Origin of the sequence: Pseudolactococcus chungangensis CAU 28 = DSM 22330, from assembly GCF_002441885.1 — a bacterium.
Classification (GTDB): Bacteria; Bacillota; Bacilli; order Lactobacillales; family Streptococcaceae; genus Pseudolactococcus; species Pseudolactococcus chungangensis.
Map to the genome: position 1 here is coordinate 81,548 of NZ_JXJT01000008.1, position 16,036 is coordinate 97,583.

16 protein-coding genes are annotated in these 16,036 nt (G+C 39.0%); 4 read left to right on the plus strand and 12 right to left on the minus strand.

Features of this window, described 5'->3' with window-relative positions; genetic code table 11:
• Positions 1-85: 85 nt before the first annotated feature.
• The 5 genes from RR45_RS11195 to RR45_RS05190 all read right to left on the minus strand — a co-directional run bounded on the left by RR45_RS11195 (position 86) and on the right by RR45_RS05190 (position 5,851).
• On the minus strand, positions 86-232 hold the full coding sequence (locus RR45_RS11195; protein ID WP_179295325.1) for a hypothetical protein: 147 nt from the start codon (positions 230-232) through the stop codon (positions 86-88).
• Between the two features lie 277 nt (positions 233-509).
• Positions 510-1,850, minus strand: a complete 1,341-nt coding sequence (locus tag RR45_RS05175) for an Nramp family divalent metal transporter (protein WP_031366703.1) — start codon at positions 1,848-1,850, stop codon at positions 510-512.
• 89 nt (positions 1,851-1,939) lie between these two features.
• On the minus strand, positions 1,940-2,599 hold the full coding sequence (locus tag RR45_RS05180; RefSeq protein WP_031366702.1) for a metal-dependent transcriptional regulator: 660 nt from the start codon (positions 2,597-2,599) through the stop codon (positions 1,940-1,942).
• Between the two features lie 269 nt (positions 2,600-2,868).
• Positions 2,869-4,581: an ABC transporter permease/substrate binding protein gene (locus tag RR45_RS05185; protein WP_031366701.1), complete on the minus strand. Its 1,713-nt coding sequence runs from the start codon at positions 4,579-4,581 to the stop codon at positions 2,869-2,871.
• A gap of 1 nt (position 4,582) precedes the next feature.
• Positions 4,583-5,851: a quaternary amine ABC transporter ATP-binding protein gene (locus RR45_RS05190; protein ID WP_072353602.1), complete on the minus strand. Its 1,269-nt coding sequence runs from the start codon at positions 5,849-5,851 to the stop codon at positions 4,583-4,585.
• Between the two features lie 178 nt (positions 5,852-6,029).
• Here RR45_RS05190 and RR45_RS05195 point away from each other — a divergent pair, with 178 nt between their 5' ends.
• Positions 6,030-6,656, plus strand: a complete 627-nt coding sequence (locus RR45_RS05195; RefSeq protein ID WP_031366699.1) for a GntR family transcriptional regulator — start codon at positions 6,030-6,032, stop codon at positions 6,654-6,656.
• A gap of 276 nt (positions 6,657-6,932) precedes the next feature.
• On the opposite strand, the gene RR45_RS05200 is transcribed toward RR45_RS05195, so the two are convergent.
• The 7 genes from RR45_RS05200 to RR45_RS05230 all read right to left on the minus strand — a co-directional run bounded on the left by RR45_RS05200 (position 6,933) and on the right by RR45_RS05230 (position 12,964).
• Complete coding sequence (locus RR45_RS05200) at positions 6,933-7,541, minus strand: nitroreductase family protein (protein ID WP_031366698.1); 609 nt, start codon at positions 7,539-7,541, stop codon at positions 6,933-6,935.
• A 378-nt stretch (positions 7,542-7,919) separates the two neighbouring features.
• Positions 7,920-8,291, minus strand: coding sequence for a DUF1033 family protein (locus RR45_RS05205; protein WP_031366697.1), 372 nt, complete (start codon positions 8,289-8,291; stop codon positions 7,920-7,922).
• Positions 8,292-8,343: 52 nt separating this feature from the next.
• Positions 8,344-8,742 (minus strand): Mini-ribonuclease 3, encoded by a 399-nt coding sequence (locus RR45_RS05210; protein ID WP_031366696.1) that lies wholly within the window; start codon positions 8,740-8,742, stop codon positions 8,344-8,346.
• Positions 8,735-10,108 (minus strand): cysteine--tRNA ligase, encoded by a 1,374-nt coding sequence (gene cysS, locus RR45_RS05215; protein WP_031366695.1) that lies wholly within the window; start codon positions 10,106-10,108, stop codon positions 8,735-8,737. Before cysS ends, RR45_RS05210 begins: the two co-directional genes overlap by 8 nt.
• A gap of 77 nt (positions 10,109-10,185) precedes the next feature.
• Positions 10,186-10,779 (minus strand): serine O-acetyltransferase EpsC, encoded by a 594-nt coding sequence (gene epsC / locus RR45_RS05220; RefSeq protein ID WP_031366694.1) that lies wholly within the window; start codon positions 10,777-10,779, stop codon positions 10,186-10,188.
• 56 nt (positions 10,780-10,835) lie between these two features.
• Positions 10,836-11,618 carry an SseB family protein gene (locus tag RR45_RS05225; protein ID WP_031366693.1) on the minus strand — a complete coding sequence of 261 codons (783 nt, stop codon included), beginning with the start codon at positions 11,616-11,618 and terminating at the stop codon, positions 10,836-10,838.
• 221 nt (positions 11,619-11,839) lie between these two features.
• Positions 11,840-12,964, minus strand: a complete 1,125-nt coding sequence (locus RR45_RS05230) for a hypothetical protein (protein WP_031366692.1) — start codon at positions 12,962-12,964, stop codon at positions 11,840-11,842.
• A gap of 378 nt (positions 12,965-13,342) precedes the next feature.
• Here RR45_RS05230 and RR45_RS05235 point away from each other — a divergent pair, with 378 nt between their 5' ends.
• From RR45_RS05235 to RR45_RS05245, 3 genes are all read left to right on the plus strand, one after another.
• The gene (locus RR45_RS05235) at positions 13,343-14,308 is read left to right on the plus strand and encodes a ribose-phosphate diphosphokinase (protein ID WP_031366691.1); all 966 of its coding nucleotides are present in this window, start codon (positions 13,343-13,345) and stop codon (positions 14,306-14,308) included.
• A gap of 83 nt (positions 14,309-14,391) precedes the next feature.
• Positions 14,392-15,513 (plus strand): cysteine desulfurase family protein, encoded by a 1,122-nt coding sequence (locus RR45_RS05240; protein ID WP_031366690.1) that lies wholly within the window; start codon positions 14,392-14,394, stop codon positions 15,511-15,513.
• Between the two features lie 61 nt (positions 15,514-15,574).
• Positions 15,575-15,916, plus strand: coding sequence for a DUF1831 domain-containing protein (locus RR45_RS05245; protein WP_031366689.1), 342 nt, complete (start codon positions 15,575-15,577; stop codon positions 15,914-15,916).
• Positions 15,917-16,036: the final 120 nt, after the last annotated feature.

Here is a 16,036-nt window from a genome sequence, read left to right on the forward strand (position 1 = left end):
TATTTCCACCTCAAAAAGATGAAAAACTCTCAAGCCGTAACGTGGCAATGCGTGAATTTTTTTCAAAATCAGGTTCAGGGTACCTCTAAAAACTGCTTTTACGGCTACGGTTATTCGCCGCATAAAGTGCTTTGATGACTTTTAAGCTAAATTTTTTAGCGCTAGGCATTGCGACAAGGCTTGTGGCTGCAAGGCGCGAAGCAATAACGACGCGATAGGAAAATTTAGTCAAAAGAGGCAAATCAAAGTTTTTAGAGGCGCCCTGAATGATAAAGTAGTATTAATATCTTGATTTCACAATGCTCTCACCATCCACTGCTCGCTAGTCAATGCCCCCACTCATATCTTGAGTAAGAACATCTCAAATCATTCGATACTAACTCGTCTTTACTGTCTCATTATAAAACTTTATTGATGCTTTGTCAAAAACAAATCGTCATAAAAACTATGCTATCATGCCAAAGTGATAATGTCTTAAATCAAGCAAAAACGCAACTGTTTTTTCCTTTCTAAAACATACCTATGATCAACTTGATATTTAAAATCGTCAAGACAATCGTCGCCAGCCAGCCCAAACCAGCAATGATTCTTTTATTTTTAAACCGTTTGCCCATGATTTGTTCACTAGAGGTAAAATAAACCAGTGGAATCATTGAAACAGGTAAGGCAATGGACAAGAAAACTTGTGAGCGAATCATCAAGATATCAAGACCACCTTCACGACCGTGATAGTAAATCGCTGCAATCAAAACTGGAATAACTGATAAACCACGAGTGATTAAGCGACGTGCCCATGTTGGCACTTTTAAATTAATGAAACCTTCCATGACAATTTGGCCAGAAAGCGTCCCTGTTATCGTTGAATTTTGTCCCGATGATAATAAAGCAACTGCAAATAAGGTGGACAATACAGGACTCGCTACAGCGCCCGCTAATTTGTTATCTTGCAAGGCATTATAGAGTGAGGTAAAAGTGCCTAAACCTTCACCACGACCGAAAAACATGGCAGCACCCAAGACGAGTAATAAGGTATTAATAATAAAAGCAACAGTTAATTGAATGTTAGAGTCCCAAGTTGAAAAACGAACGGCACGTGCCACATCATCTTCATCTTTACGGTCATAGCTTCGAGTTTGGGCAATGGATGAATGCAAATACAGATTATGCGGCATAACGGTTGCCCCCACAATCCCTAGAGCCATCGTCAACTGACCACGATTAAAGATTTCCTTTTGGGGGACAAAGCCTTTGAGCATGTCCGCAAGGACGGGATTAGAAATGGCGACTTCATAAACAAAGACGACCATAATCACGAGAATAAGGGTAATGACGATAGCTTCTATCTTGCGAAAGCCGAGTTTCATCAAAAAGAGTAAAAGTAGGACGTCAAAGACTGTCAAGATGACACCCCAAATGATAGGCAGACCAAATAATAAGTTCAGGGCAATGGCGCCACCGATAACTTCTGCAATGTCTGTTGCCATAATGGCGAGCTCTGTAATCATCCAAAGGATGAACCCTACTCTTCTGCTAGTGTGTTTTCGAGTGGCTTGTGCTAAATCCAGCCCCGTGACGATGCCGAGTTTAGATGCCATATATTGTAAGAGCATGGCAATTAAACTTGATACGAAAACGACAGATAAAAGCAGATAACCGTACTGAGCGCCACCACCAATTGATGTAATCCAGTTACCCGGGTCCATATAACCTACTGCGACCAGAGCCCCCGGTCCTGAAAAGGCGACAATATTTTTCCAAAAACTAGTATTTTTAGGGATTGGTACAGTATTATTAACCTCCGCCAAACTTGGACCATTGACGTACTCGACGAATTTTTTATTTTCTTTCATGACAACTCCTATTTAAGATATCCCGACAGCTGTTTTGCCTGAACTCAGTTTAATTCCTGTTAATGTTAGTGTGCTTTAAGATAGACATTTTAATGACTATAGTATTTTAACTGCCAACCATTTTTTTGAAAATTTGGAATGACAAATCTAGCATCATCATCTGTCCTCACAATGACTGACCCATCACTCAAAACACTTGATAATGTCATAAATTTAGGTTGAACTAGATTCAAACAAACTAAAAAGTCCTTTACTTCTTGTGAGAGCGATGCAACTTCATATCGTTGCCCAACTTCTGCATGATTTAAATCATGCGTGATAATTTCACCCTCCCAAAAACGTTCTGCAGGAATTTCTGAGCCATGTGGATCAGTTTTAGGGAAATGCATGAGCGTATACAAACGTTCTACTAATCTTTTAGAAGAGGAATGCTCTAAATTCTCCGCTTCTTCGTGGACTTCATCAATCTGATAACCAGCCTGTTCAACTAAAAAAGTCTCCCAAACACGATGTGATTTGATGATAAACCTAGCTTCTTGATAACCTTCGGGTTTTAAGAGTACCCCGTAATATTTTTTATGCTCGACTAAATCTTTTTTAGCCAAACGCTTAATCATCTCAGTTGCACTAGGTGCAGAGACTTTTAGATAATTGGCAACATCTGTAATACCAACCATCTTATCCGTTTTTTCTTCAAGCTGGTAAATAGCTTTTAGATAATCTTGTTCAGTTTTTGAAAATTCTTCCATATTGTACTTTCTAAATGTTTATAGTTGATAGTTTAGCACTACCTAAAATATTTGTCAAGGATTTCAAGGCTTAATTTAGCAGAATATTCACATATAAACTGGTAAAGCACAATAGATTGATACAATTTTTTTTCTGTATTTTAAACTAATAGATAAAATTCCCCTTCTAAATTTTAGCACTACCTAATTTTCATGAACAGCAATATTTTTAGCCGACACTAAAAAAGCCTGACCTGTCGTCAGACTTTTTGATTTTTATAATAATCGCTTTACTCAAACCAGCTATCAACGGTTTTAGCATTAGCTTTAATCCATTTATCAGCCGCTTCATCTGGGTCCATACCTGATTGAATATCAAGCATGACACTTTCCATATCATCTGTTTTCCATTTAAAATTTTTCAAAACTTTATAAATTTCAGGATGTTCAGATTTTAAATGCTTCCGAGCGAGTGTTTTTATGGCTTCATTACCTCCCATTGAAACTTTTGAATCTTCCAGATAATGTAGTTTATATTTACTAAACATCCAGTGTGGTGACCAACCAGTGATGACAATATCTTCTTTATTTTTATAAGCTTTTTCAAGTGCTGAAACCATGGCGCCACTGGATGAAGCTTGTAAACTCCAACCTGAAAGGTTTGGATATGCCTTGATTGTATTTTCAGTAGAAGCCATAATACCTGCACCTGGTTCTATCCCAGTAATAACTTGTTTAGCTTGAGTTGTCAAATCTGAAATAGATTTAGCTGACATATAGTCTGGTACTACAAGTCCTGTTTTTACACCATTTAAGTTCGTCCCAACGACTGTTAAGTCGTCTTTATATTTCTTAAGAAGAGGTCCATGTGTATTAGGTAACCAGGCTGATAAAGTGGCATCAACTTGACCATTAGCGACAGATTGCCAAAGGACAGCATTATCAAGTGGCGTTAGGCTAACATCATAGCCATGTTCTTTGAGTGCTTGCGCTAGTACATTTGTACTGGCAACTTCCGAATCCCACTCAACATAACCAAGGCTAATTTTTTCATGACTTTGACTAGTTGACGCAAATGAATTCACGACACCACCACCGACCATCACTAATAATGTTGCAATAACAAGCCAACGACGTTTGCGATTTTGTGGCAATTTTTGACCGGGTTTCGTGTTCAATTTTTGCGCAAAACGGTCCATAATAATGGCTAGAATAACCAAAGCAAGACCATTGACAAAACCAGCACCTATATCAGCATGTTGAACTGCAGATAAGACACCACGACCAAGTCCTGGTGCACCAATCATACTTGCGGTAACAACCATTGATAGAGCCAACATAATTGTTTGGTTGGCACCTGCTAAAATAGTATTTTTAGCATTTGGTAATTCAAGTTTTAATAATTTTTGCCAAGAGGTTGCCCCGAATGAATCTGCAGCCTCGACCAGATCAACTGGTACTTGACGAATCCCAAGATTAGTCATACGAACTACTGGTGGCAAAGCAAAAATAATAGAAGCAAAGACACCCGGTACAACACCAATACCAAAGAAGGCAACGGCAGGAATCAAGTAAACAAAACCAGGCATGGTTTGCATAAAGTCCAGAATTGGTTGTACAATGGCTTGTGTGCGATCAGATTTTGCCATACCAATCCCAAGTGGTACACCAATAATCAAAGAAATCAGGGCTGACATAATAACCAAAGTCATGGTACTCATCAAATCTGACCAGAGTTCTTGATTAGCGATTAGCAGCAAACCTGCTAAAGCAAAAATCGGAAAACCCCATTTTTTAGGTGATGTGACGACAGCAATTAAAAAGATACCTGCAATCATTAAAAACATCGGAATAGCAATTAATCCGTCAGTCATGGCTGACATAAGTGTGTTACCGCCATTTTGGATGACATTGAAGAATCCTGACAGATGTTGCGTCAACCAGTCTACGCCATTCGTCACCCATTTTTCCACAGGTAGTTGACTTACGAGTAAATTATGCATCTTACGCTTCCTCCTTTTCAATCACTTCAGTTACCATAGTCCCTGTTTCGTTAGATTCAATTTCGCTAGATTCTGTTTCGACAACAGCCTCATCTTCAGATTCCGTATCCGCTAAAGCCTCAAGCACGAGCCCTCTAATAATGACACCGCGCAAACGCCCCTCTTCAACAACAGCTACTGGTGTCGTCGCATCGTAGATAATTGGTAGAATGTCTGAGATTAAAGTGTCCGGCGTAATAGCTGGCATGTCTACAATGACATCCAATAAAGGTAATCGTTCTTTACGTGCACGAACTGCTGCATCTGCTGATAGATAACCTCTGAAAGTTCGATGTCTACCCACTGCAATAAGACCAGAGACTTCCTCCTCTTGCATTCTACGAAGTGCAACAGTTGGGCCATCCACTGCGACATTGGTCGTCAAGGCCGGAATCATGATATTCTCTGCGACAAGGACTTTAGAGCGGTCAACACCTTCTGTAAAGGTTCTGACGTAGTCGTTTTCAGGGTTGGTTAGGATTTCTTCACCTGTACCCACTTGCATGAGCTTACCATCTTTCATAATGGCGATGCGGTCACCGATTCGTAAAGCTTCATCTAAGTCATGTGTAATGAACACAATCGTTTTCTGAACGTTGGCTTGTAAATCTAAGAGTTCATCTTGCATTTCTCGACGAACAAGTGGATCTAGTGCTGAGAAAGCCTCATCCATGAGCAAAATATCTGGATTATTGGTTAAGGCACGTGCCAAGCCGACACGTTGCTGCATCCCACCTGATAATTGAGCTGGATACTGATCTTTAAAGGCTAATAACTTAGCATTATCAAGGGCTTTTTCTGCACGTTTTTGACGTTCTTCTTTTGGAACGCCTTGAATTTCAAGACCAAACTCTGTGTTCTCCAAGATTGTCCGATGTGGCAACAAGGCAAAGTTTTGGAAAACCATAGACATCTTACGACGCCTAATATCTAGCAACTCTTTTTTATTCAGTTTCGTGATATCTTGACCATCAATGATGAGCTGTCCCGCTATTGGCTCAGACAAGCGATTCAATAGTCGAATCAAGGTTGATTTACCTGACCCTGATAGCCCCATAATGACGAAGATTTCACCTTCATTAATAGATAAATTAATGTCATAGACACCGACAGTACTACCTGTCTTTTTAAGAATTTCGTCTTTACCGACATTTTGTTTGACTAACTCCAATGCTGCCTTACGGCGCTTTCCGAATATTTTAGTCAATTGTTTTATTTCAACTTTTGGCATAAATTCCCCCTTTTTATTTTGTTTTTGTGATAAAATTATGCTATAAGTGACAACCCTTTATAAAAAACAAGTTGTCTCAAAGTGACATCTTTAATGTTACACACAAATTGTCACTTTGTCAACCATTTTTACTTTTAATGGATTTTTAAGTACTTCCTCAAATAGAAAGACCCGAGATATGAAAACAATTCGAGAACCTCGTTACCGTCAAATTGCTTATGCTATTGCTGAAAAAATCGCTGATGGTGACTATCCAATTGGATCTAAGTTACACGCTAGATCAACACTTTCTGCACAATTTGGTGTCTCATCCGAGACAGCACGTAAAGCCATCAGCATTTTAAGCGACCTTGATATTGTCCAAGCTGTTCATGGCTCTGGTGTCAAAATTTTATCTCAAGAAAAGGCTAAAAATTTCTTAAACCAGGCAGAAGAAACTTCTACAATTCAAACCTTACATGCTCAAATCGATAATATCATGACTGTTCAGAAAACGGCGATTGAGAATCTATCAGAATCACTCGCCACTTTATTTGAACAGACAGCACGCATTCAGAAGAAAAATCCGTTGGCACCACATGAACTCCTACTTTCTGAAACGTGTGACTGTATTGGTCAATCGATTTCGCAGCTCAATTTTTGGCAAACAACAGGGGCCACTATCGTTGCTATTCTACACAACGATGAATTGGTCTTATCACCTGGCCCCTATGCGATTTTAGAAAAAAATGATACGATTTATTTTGTCGGAAATGAAACAATTTTTCAGAATGTAAAAACTTTCTTTTATCCTCCTTTGGATTAAAGATTTACCTAATAAAAAAGAGGTTGAGACACCCCCTCCCAATAGGCTATGAATAATTTCTACTGTAGATGGAAACCATCCATAGCCTCTTCTATGTCATTTTTCTAAAAATTGTAAAACAACATTATGATTATGATGTAAGAAATTCGGATTCATTCAGCAAATAATACCAAAAATAAAAAAGTAAACCAGCAGGTCTACTTTTTTATTTTTGATGACTGAGAACTTTTGTCCTAGTCTCTTTTATTTTGGATTAAGTATTAATCTAGATTTATCTTAAGCTCCAAATACTTTAAAACGATCTTCATCAGCCATAAATGCTTTAGGGCCAGCTTCTGATTCAGGAGAGCCAACAACAAGTTGACCACGAAGGTTCCATGATGCTGGAATACTATAAGTTTTAGCAACAGTTGCATTAATCACTGGATTGTAATGTTGCAAGTTAGCACCAAGGCCAAGCTCGCTCAAAGCAACCCAAGCATTAACCGACGCAATCCCTGTTGATTGTTCAGACCAAACTGGGAAATTATCGGCATAAAGTGGGAATTGTTCTTGCAAGCTTTTCACCACATCAGTATCTTCAAAGAAGAGAGCTGTCAAACCTGCAGCCGCAAAGCTATCCAATTTCGCTTTAGTGCCTTCCCAAGCGGATTCTGGCACACCTTGCCGATCCATTTCAGCTTTAAGGTCAGTGGCAACAATTTCTTGCCAAAGTTTATGATGCTCGGCACCAGCTAAAATCAAAACACGTGATGTTTGACTGTTAAAAGCTGATGGTGACAATTTAACCGCTTCTTTGATTGTTGCTGTTGCTTTTTCAACATCAACAGCTTTACCTAAAGCGTAGATAGAACGACGATTTGCTAATGATTCTAAGAATGACATAATTTTTCTCCTAATTTGAACTTCAAGCTAACTTCCCAGAAAAATAGATGATTTACAGAACCTACGTAAGCGCAGGAACTTTCAAATCCCTAGTTTTCTACGGAAGTTTGCGGCTGCGGTTACTCGCCACAGAAAGTGCATGTGCGACTACGTCGCACCGCTCTCAGTATCATCCGTTAAAATAAATTTAATTTTTTAGGAGACGTCTTCTATGTGGGTTCGCGATTCATTTGAAATCTCAAACACTTTAATACCCTCGCCTCACGTTTACAAATGTAATTTTACCATATTAATTTACATTTGTAAACATTTTAGCTCGAAAAATTTTCCTAACTCTCGACACATATCATGAGTCACAAAAGAATAAAAAAAAAAGAATTAGCTACCTAACCCTTTAAATTGACAAATTTTATGCGGCGCCCCCCCTGAAGTCTTAGCATATGGCAGGCGATTTTCAAAAGTCTCTACTGGATGCCACTCTTCTAAAAGCGCCAAACCATGATACTGTTGTAAATCCTCTGCACATTCTGCGCACCACCGTTTCTCAGACTTTACCCAAAAAGCCGACAAAAAATCTTCCTGACTTTTAAACTCTGGATAATCATGTGCTAAGCGTTGCCACTCCTGCTTATAAGCTTTTAGAGCATCATAAAAATTATCAAACTCATATTTGGCGATAATGTCATCTCGCCAATTCTCAAAAAACCACCATGGCTCGTTATCACCACGCATTTCAACTACTCTGTACATATCCCAACCTCTTATATGTCCTCTATTTTACAGAAAACATTAAGATTTTTCATCAAATTTGCTCAGAGATTTTCTCAAGGCAATAATCTGCTAAAAAAGCAACCCTATCATGCTTATGAGTCAAATGGTTGAAACCAAAAACAGCCTCGAAACCAGTTGAAATTCGGTATGTGACAACATCCGTGTTTTTGGCTGTCGTTTTACTATGTGCATTGCGCCCTCTCTTGAAATAGACTAGCTCTTCCTCTGTCAAAATATCATCTTTTTCCATTTCAGAAATCAAAAAGGCTTGCGCTTTGGCACTGACGAACTTCACCGCAGTTTTTTGTAATTCACCGGGTTTCGTTATCCCCTGTGATAGCAAATAGTCCCGTACAAATATTTCATAGACAGCATCACCAGCATAAGCTAAGGCAATACCATTTAATAAATCAGCTCGAAATTCAGTCACGTGTCCACCTCACACCATCTGGTGTATCTAATAAAGCAATCCCTTGCGCTTTTAAATCATCACGGATTTTATCTGACAGGGCAAAATCACGATTTTCTCTCGCAATTTGTCGCTCAGCAATCAATTGTTCAATCTCAGCATCTAACATCTCTTCTGATTCAAATTGAATGCCGATAATAGACAGAATCTCTTCAAATAAAGTCTGTGCTTCCATAGAAAAATTACCTTGATTGATATATTTAATCAAGTCATAAAAAACAGTTAATCCATTTGAGATATTGAAGTCATTGTCCATTTCTTTGATGAAATCCTGACGTAAACCATCAATTTCCTGGTCTGGAATTTGTGCCACCACCGGGTTTTTCGCAATTTCAAATGTTAATTTATCATAGGCATTTTTGATTTTTTTGAGATTATTTTCAGCGTCTTTAATCGTATCATCACTGAAAGCAAGTGGTTTACGATAATGTTGTGAGACTAAGAAAAAACGTAAAATTTGTCCATCAACAGCTTGCAACATATCATGAACAGTTTTAAAATTTCCCAGAGATTTAGACATTTTTTCACCGTCTGCTGCTGTTACAAAACCATTATGGAGCCAATATTTAGCAAAGGTGTGACCCGTTTTTGCCTCAGACTGGGCGATTTCATTGGTGTGATGCGGGAATTCTAAATCCGCACCACCACCATGAATATCAATCGTGTCCCCTAATATACTCGTCGCCATAACAGAACATTCAATATGCCACCCTGGTCGACCAGCACCCCATGGACTTTCCCATGAGGGCTCATCTGCCTTACTTGACTTCCAGAGAGCAAAATCAAGTGGGTCTTCTTTATTAAGCTCAACTGTATCCGTCCGACCAGAAGCACCAGCTTCTAATTCATCCAAATTTTTATTAGCCAAACGCCCATAATCTGCAACTTTTTTAACACGGAAAAAAACATCGCCGTCCGAAACATAGGCAAAGTTTTTTGCAACCAAGACTTCAATAAAAGTAATGATTTCTGGCATGAATTCAAGTACGCGTGGATTTCTTGTTGCTGATTTCACCCCAAGTGCTTGTGTATCTGCAAAGAAAGCCTTAATATATGTCTCAACCAAAGTTTCAATTGACACGTTAGCAGTCTTAGCTGCCTGAATGATTTTATCATCCACATCTGTAAAATTGGACACAAAAGTTACCACATATCCGCGATACTCTAAATATTTACGAATCGTATCAAAAGCTACAACCGACCGCGCATTTCCGATATGAATGTAGTTATAAACGGTCGGGCCACAAACATACATTTTAACCTCACCTGAAACAAGTGGGACAAAATCCTCCTTTTCCCTGGTTAAGGTGTTATAAAGTTTAATCATTTCATTCTCCTTGCGTTCAATACCCTCTGCAAAAGCAGGGTATCTATCATCTGACGACTTCAACAGCAGATGATTTACTAGATGCCACCCATATGATCATAAAAACTCACATGGCGCTCACGTTCAAGCTTAGCACGATCACGCTCGGGTGTCGCAGGTCCGTGAACACGAACAATCTTAGCAGGTACACCTACAACCGTCACAGCTGTGGGCACATCTTTTGTCACAACAGCACTGGCACCGACTCTAGCATTCTCACCAATCTCAATCGGTCCTAGTAATTGGGCATGAGCTGAAATCAAGGCACCACGTCTGACGCTTGGATGACGTTTGCCTGTATCTTTTCCTGTCCCTCCCAATGTCACACCGTGATATAATTTAGCACCAGTTTCGACAATAGCTGTTTCCCCAATGACAAGGCCAGAACCATGATCGATGAATACACCATTTTCTATCACAGCACCTGGATGTATTTCGATCTGTGTTAAAAAACGCCAAAATTGTGAATGCATACGCCCCAGTAATTTAAAATGATGCCGCCACAAAAAATGCGAAACTTTGTGTGCCGCAAGCGCTTTAAGTCCTGGAGATGTCAAAAGTATCTCAAAATTATAGCGTGCGGCAGGATCATTTTCTTTCACAGCCTTAAACGCCTCTTGCCAAAAACCCATTGTGTTCTAAACCTCCTGTTCTCTTGTCAAAAAGTCAAGACAGCCATCAACCTCTGCTAATCATCAGTCTCATTTGAAATATTTAACACATCCCAGAGCATGACGGATTTTTCATAGTCAACTGCATCAAAAGGGTCAACCGCCACACCTAAAACATCTTCTAAATCATTGACGCCCGTGCTTGGATGTTGTATGTCCCTTAGCTGCCAAATTAACACTAAACCATCATGCTCTTGAAAAGGAATGCCAAAATCAGCATGGTTATACCATTTGGCAAAACTTAGAATATTGCTAAATACTGGTACAAAACTATCACCATTTGGCTTAGAGAGTGTCGCAAAAATTCGAGCAGTCTCACCATCCGCTGTCGTTCTTACAAAAGCTGGCATCAAATAGTAGCGCTCGATTTGTGATTTTCCCTCACTAGCAGAGCCTAAGAGTTTATTTAAGACATCCGTATAATAGTTAAGAAAAGCAACCAAGTCACTACGTCCTAACATAATTGCATTACTAGCATCTTGTCCGGTAGGTTGTAAATTAAAAGCAATCGCGTCAAATTCTTGTGACAATAAGTGATCAACAACTGTCATGAAAGGTTGATTGACAAAAGTTAGAGGTTCTGTCACACGTTTTTTAAAGTCTGTTAAAGCATCCGCTGATGTAAAAACAGGGATGACATTTTTATCTTCAATCGGCAGGACGAATGGTTCTGCAATGCCAACAACAGCATAAGCATGTAGGGCGTGAACAAAGCCAATATCTGTCACAAAGTTTCCTGAATCCGCAATAAAACTACGGAGGCGCTCATCAAGTTCTGGGCTAAATTGGTAGTCAGTCATTTTTTCTCATTTCTGGATATCTTGTCTGTTTCTATCTGTCACATATCATGTTTGTTCAATTTATTAGTCTTTTCTTTTCAACATCTGACAAGTATCATTTTGATATTATTAGTCCTATTTTACCATAAAATTGCTTTATTTTTGATATCTAGTCACTAAATTAGCAGGAACAAAAAAACGCCATCTTGGCGTTTTAAATTGGAAACTGTGATTATCCAATATTATTCAGCTGCTTTAACCGCTGTTTGACCAGTTACGTCATATTTAGCAGTTGCATCTAACTTATTATAAGTATCAAGTTGTTCTTGTGTTGCAAAGTAAAGATTACCATCAATCTTTGCTGTTACTTGTTTACCATCTACATCTTTACCATTTTGTGCAGCAAAACCAATCGCAGATTTAGTCACATAGACATCACCTTTGATTCCACCGTTAGAAATGACTGTAAATGGTGAATTAACGATAACTTTCTTAACAGTTAAAGTAAATGTTTTTGTGACTTGATGTTTGTCATTTTGTGCATAGAGACCAACCTTGCGGGCAATTTTTCCCTTAGAACCAAGGAAAGTACCGTCAATTGTTAACGTTTTATCAGCAGCATCGATATCAGCAGTTGCTGCACCAAGCCATGCACCATTTTTGCCAAGTGTATCCGCTAAGTCGTCAAATTTTTCAGTGCCTTTTGTTGCGCCTGTTTTAACGTCAGAAACTTTATCGTAGCTGATAGCACCACCTTTAGCCGCAACAGAAATCGCACCTGGTTTCACTGTTGTGACATCAGACGCCTCAACCTTAACCTCACCTGTTACAGTCCCTTTATCTGCAGCATCAAGTGCTTCATAAGCAGTTTTTAGGTCTTCAGAGGCGAAAATCAAATTACCATCAATTTTGCCAGTACCCTTAAATTTAAGACCTGATGCGTTCACATAAACATCACCTTTAACTGTACCTTGTGCAATGGCAAAATCTGGTGATTTTACAACTAATTTTTTAACAGTTAAAGTGTAAGTTGCTTCTGGTTTATGGTCAGCACCTGATTTGTAAAGGGCAAGTTCACGGTTAACTTGACCGTCTCCTGCAAATAAACCTTCAACAGTCAAAACTTTGTCAGATGCCTCTACATCTTTTGTCACTGCATTCAACCAAGCACCATTAGATGCAAAACCTTTTGACAAAGTATCAAAGCTATCTGTTCCTTGTGTTGCGCCAGTGAAAGCTTCAGCAGTCTTAGCTGAATCAGTTGTTTTATCATCAGTTTTTTTGTCACTTGAACCGCCACAAGCAGTCAAGAATGTCACTGATAACGCAGAAACTGCCAAAAGTGATATTAACTTTGTTTTTTTCATGAGATAGGCCTCCTTTTTTAGTTCACTGTACGAATGACGGTGAAACTCGCCCTAAATATAATTTTAGCATAGATAAACTTTCAGAAAAAACTTATCTTTTTTCTGAAATCGTTTACACATGTTATTTTAGCACTTCCTATTTTTAAAGTCAAGTCATATCCTAATTGCTCATAATCCCCCCTCATTCCTGATATTATAATCCTTTTTTCATCTGAAAATTCACGCAATATTAAGGTTTAGTTGCCATTTCTTTAGATGAACTTAGGTATTTTATCCATTGATTTTGACAACATTATCTCACAATAAGATAAGACTACTCTTTTCTTCTTTTTTTTGGTAAAATAGAGACAGTAAATTTATTTGTAGAAATGGACGAAAATGACTTACAAAGACAAGCATATCAAACTCTTCTCACTTAACTCAAACTTAGAATTGGCGCAAAAAATTTCTGAATGCGCGGGTATTCCCCTCAGCAAAATTGAATCTAAACAATTTTCTGACGGTGAAATTCAAATCAATATTGAAGAAAGTGTTCGTGGATACGACATCTTCATCGTGCAATCAACATCTTATCCTGTTAATACACATTTGTGGGAATTGCTCATCATGATTGATGCTTGTAAGCGCGCCAGTGCCAATACGGTCAATATCGTGATGCCTTATTATGGTTATGCACGCCAAGATAGAACAGCATCACCACGCGAACCCATTACAGCTAAACTCGTTGCCAATATGCTCACAACCGCGGGCGCTGACCGCATTTTAACCCTTGATTTACATGCTGTTCAAGTCCAAGGTTTCTTTGATATTGCAGCTGACAATCTCTACACTGTTCCCTTATTTGCTGAATATTATCAGTCGCAAGGTTTGGTTGGTGATGACGTTGTCGTTGTTGCACCTAAAAACTCAGGTATTAAGCGTGCGCGTTCACTGGCTGACCATCTGGAAAGTCCACTTGCAATCGTTGACTATATAGATGATGACCAAAAACGTGAAAATGGCTATATTATTGGTGATGTCAAAAACAAAAACGTCATTTTGATTGATGATATTTTGAACACAGGTAAAACCTTCTCTAGTGCTGCAGTCATTGCAAAAGATGCTGGTGCTATGGATGTCTATGCCGTTGCATCGCACGGCTTATTCACGCCAGGTGCCGCTAACCGCTTAAACGCTGCACCAATTTCAGAAGTACTTGTTACAGACTCCGTCAAAACTGAAACACCTAAGCCTGATGCAATTAAATACCTTAGTGCGGCACCTCTACTCGCACACGCCATCATCCGTATCCACGAAAACAAACCTGTCAGCCCGCTCTTTCAATACAATAAAACAACTGATTAACTGACATAGAAATGATAATCAAAGCTCAGGTACTTGACCAAATCACGGTTGAATACCTGAGCTTTGATGCAATAGGTAATAACATGATTTATCTTGATAATGCTGCAACCACACCTGTTCTACCTGAAGTTTCACAAGCAATGTTAAACACCCTCAACACAACATTTGGTAATCCATCAAGCATTCATAACTACGGGCGTTCTGCCGGTAAAGTGATCCGAGATTCCCGCAAAACAATTGCAGCTGTCCTAGACATCCCTGCTAGAAACATCATCTTCACTTCTGGTGGCTCCGAAGCCAATAACCAGGCTCTTGTCGGTTATGCTCTAGCCAATCGAGACAAAGGCAACCATATTGTCGTGACAGCAATAGAACATCACGCTGTACTTCACACCGTCCAATACTTGCAAGACCGTCACGGCTTTGATATCACTCTCGTTAAACCCAATCCCGACGGCAGCTATACCGCAGATTTAATCACAAATGCGCTAAGAGACGATACCATTATGGTCTCAACCATGTATGCCAACAACGAGACTGGACAAATCCTGCCAATCGCTGAAATTGCTAAGTGCCTAAAAACACATCAAACTGTCTATCACGTTGATGCCGTCCAAGTTATGGGAAAACTACCTATCCATCCCATCACACTTGGCATTGACTTTCTCTCTGCTTCGGCCCATAAATTCCATGGACCAAAAGGTGTCGGATTCCTCTACCATGGTGATTTAAAATTCGATACTCTCATTCATGGGGGTGAGCAAGAAAATGGCCGACGTGCAGGCACTGAAAGCATTCATAATATTGTCGGCATGGCAACAGCACTTGAGATTTCAGCTCAACATCTTGATACCAATTATGACAAAGTCTCAGCACTCAAGACACAACTCCTCTCTGAACTAGATGGACTTGATTACTATGTGAATGCCTTTGGTGAAACCATGCCACACGTCCTTAATCTTGGCTTTCCTGGATTCAATCAAGACCTTTTACTGATGAAGTTGGATTTGCAAGGCATTGCTATCTCGACAGGTTCCGCCTGTACCGCTGGTGTCATTGAACCCTCGCATGTTCTTGAAGCAGTCTATGGCAAAACATCTGCTAAACTTAAAGAATCTGTTAGGGTTTCTTTATCAGATTTAACAACCTCTGAAGATATTTCGGAATTTGTCCGAATCTTGAAATCAATCTTAGCACAAAAATAATCGTACACAATAGAAAGGAGATTTGATTGGTCTAGCAGTAAAACCAATCAAAAAACCAATCATGGCATTTGTCACTGAAAAACATTTGGATGATAGTCAATATACTTATAAACTCTCACCTAGCATCAAAAAATACACCCTCATGGATACAACATTTATTAAAAATAAACTTGGTAACTATGAACTCACTCGCATTTTAGAAAACGTCCCCAATTCAGGTGACGGTCCAATACTTAAAATCATTGTCAAATCTGATTTATCAGGTTTTAAACTTTCTGTCACTGATAAATCAGGACTGAAAAACATGAACATCTTCAAATCAGCTGACAACAAAATGATTCAAGAAAAATTCTATTTTCAAATGAATGCACTTGTTGACCGTGGTATCTTTGTGAAAGCATAATAAAAACAGCTCAAATGAGCTGTTTTTATTGATAAAATTTGCACCAAATTTCGACATAAACACATACGATATTTCAAATTTTAAAAAAGTGGCTCTATAATAAATCGTGTGGGAAATTCC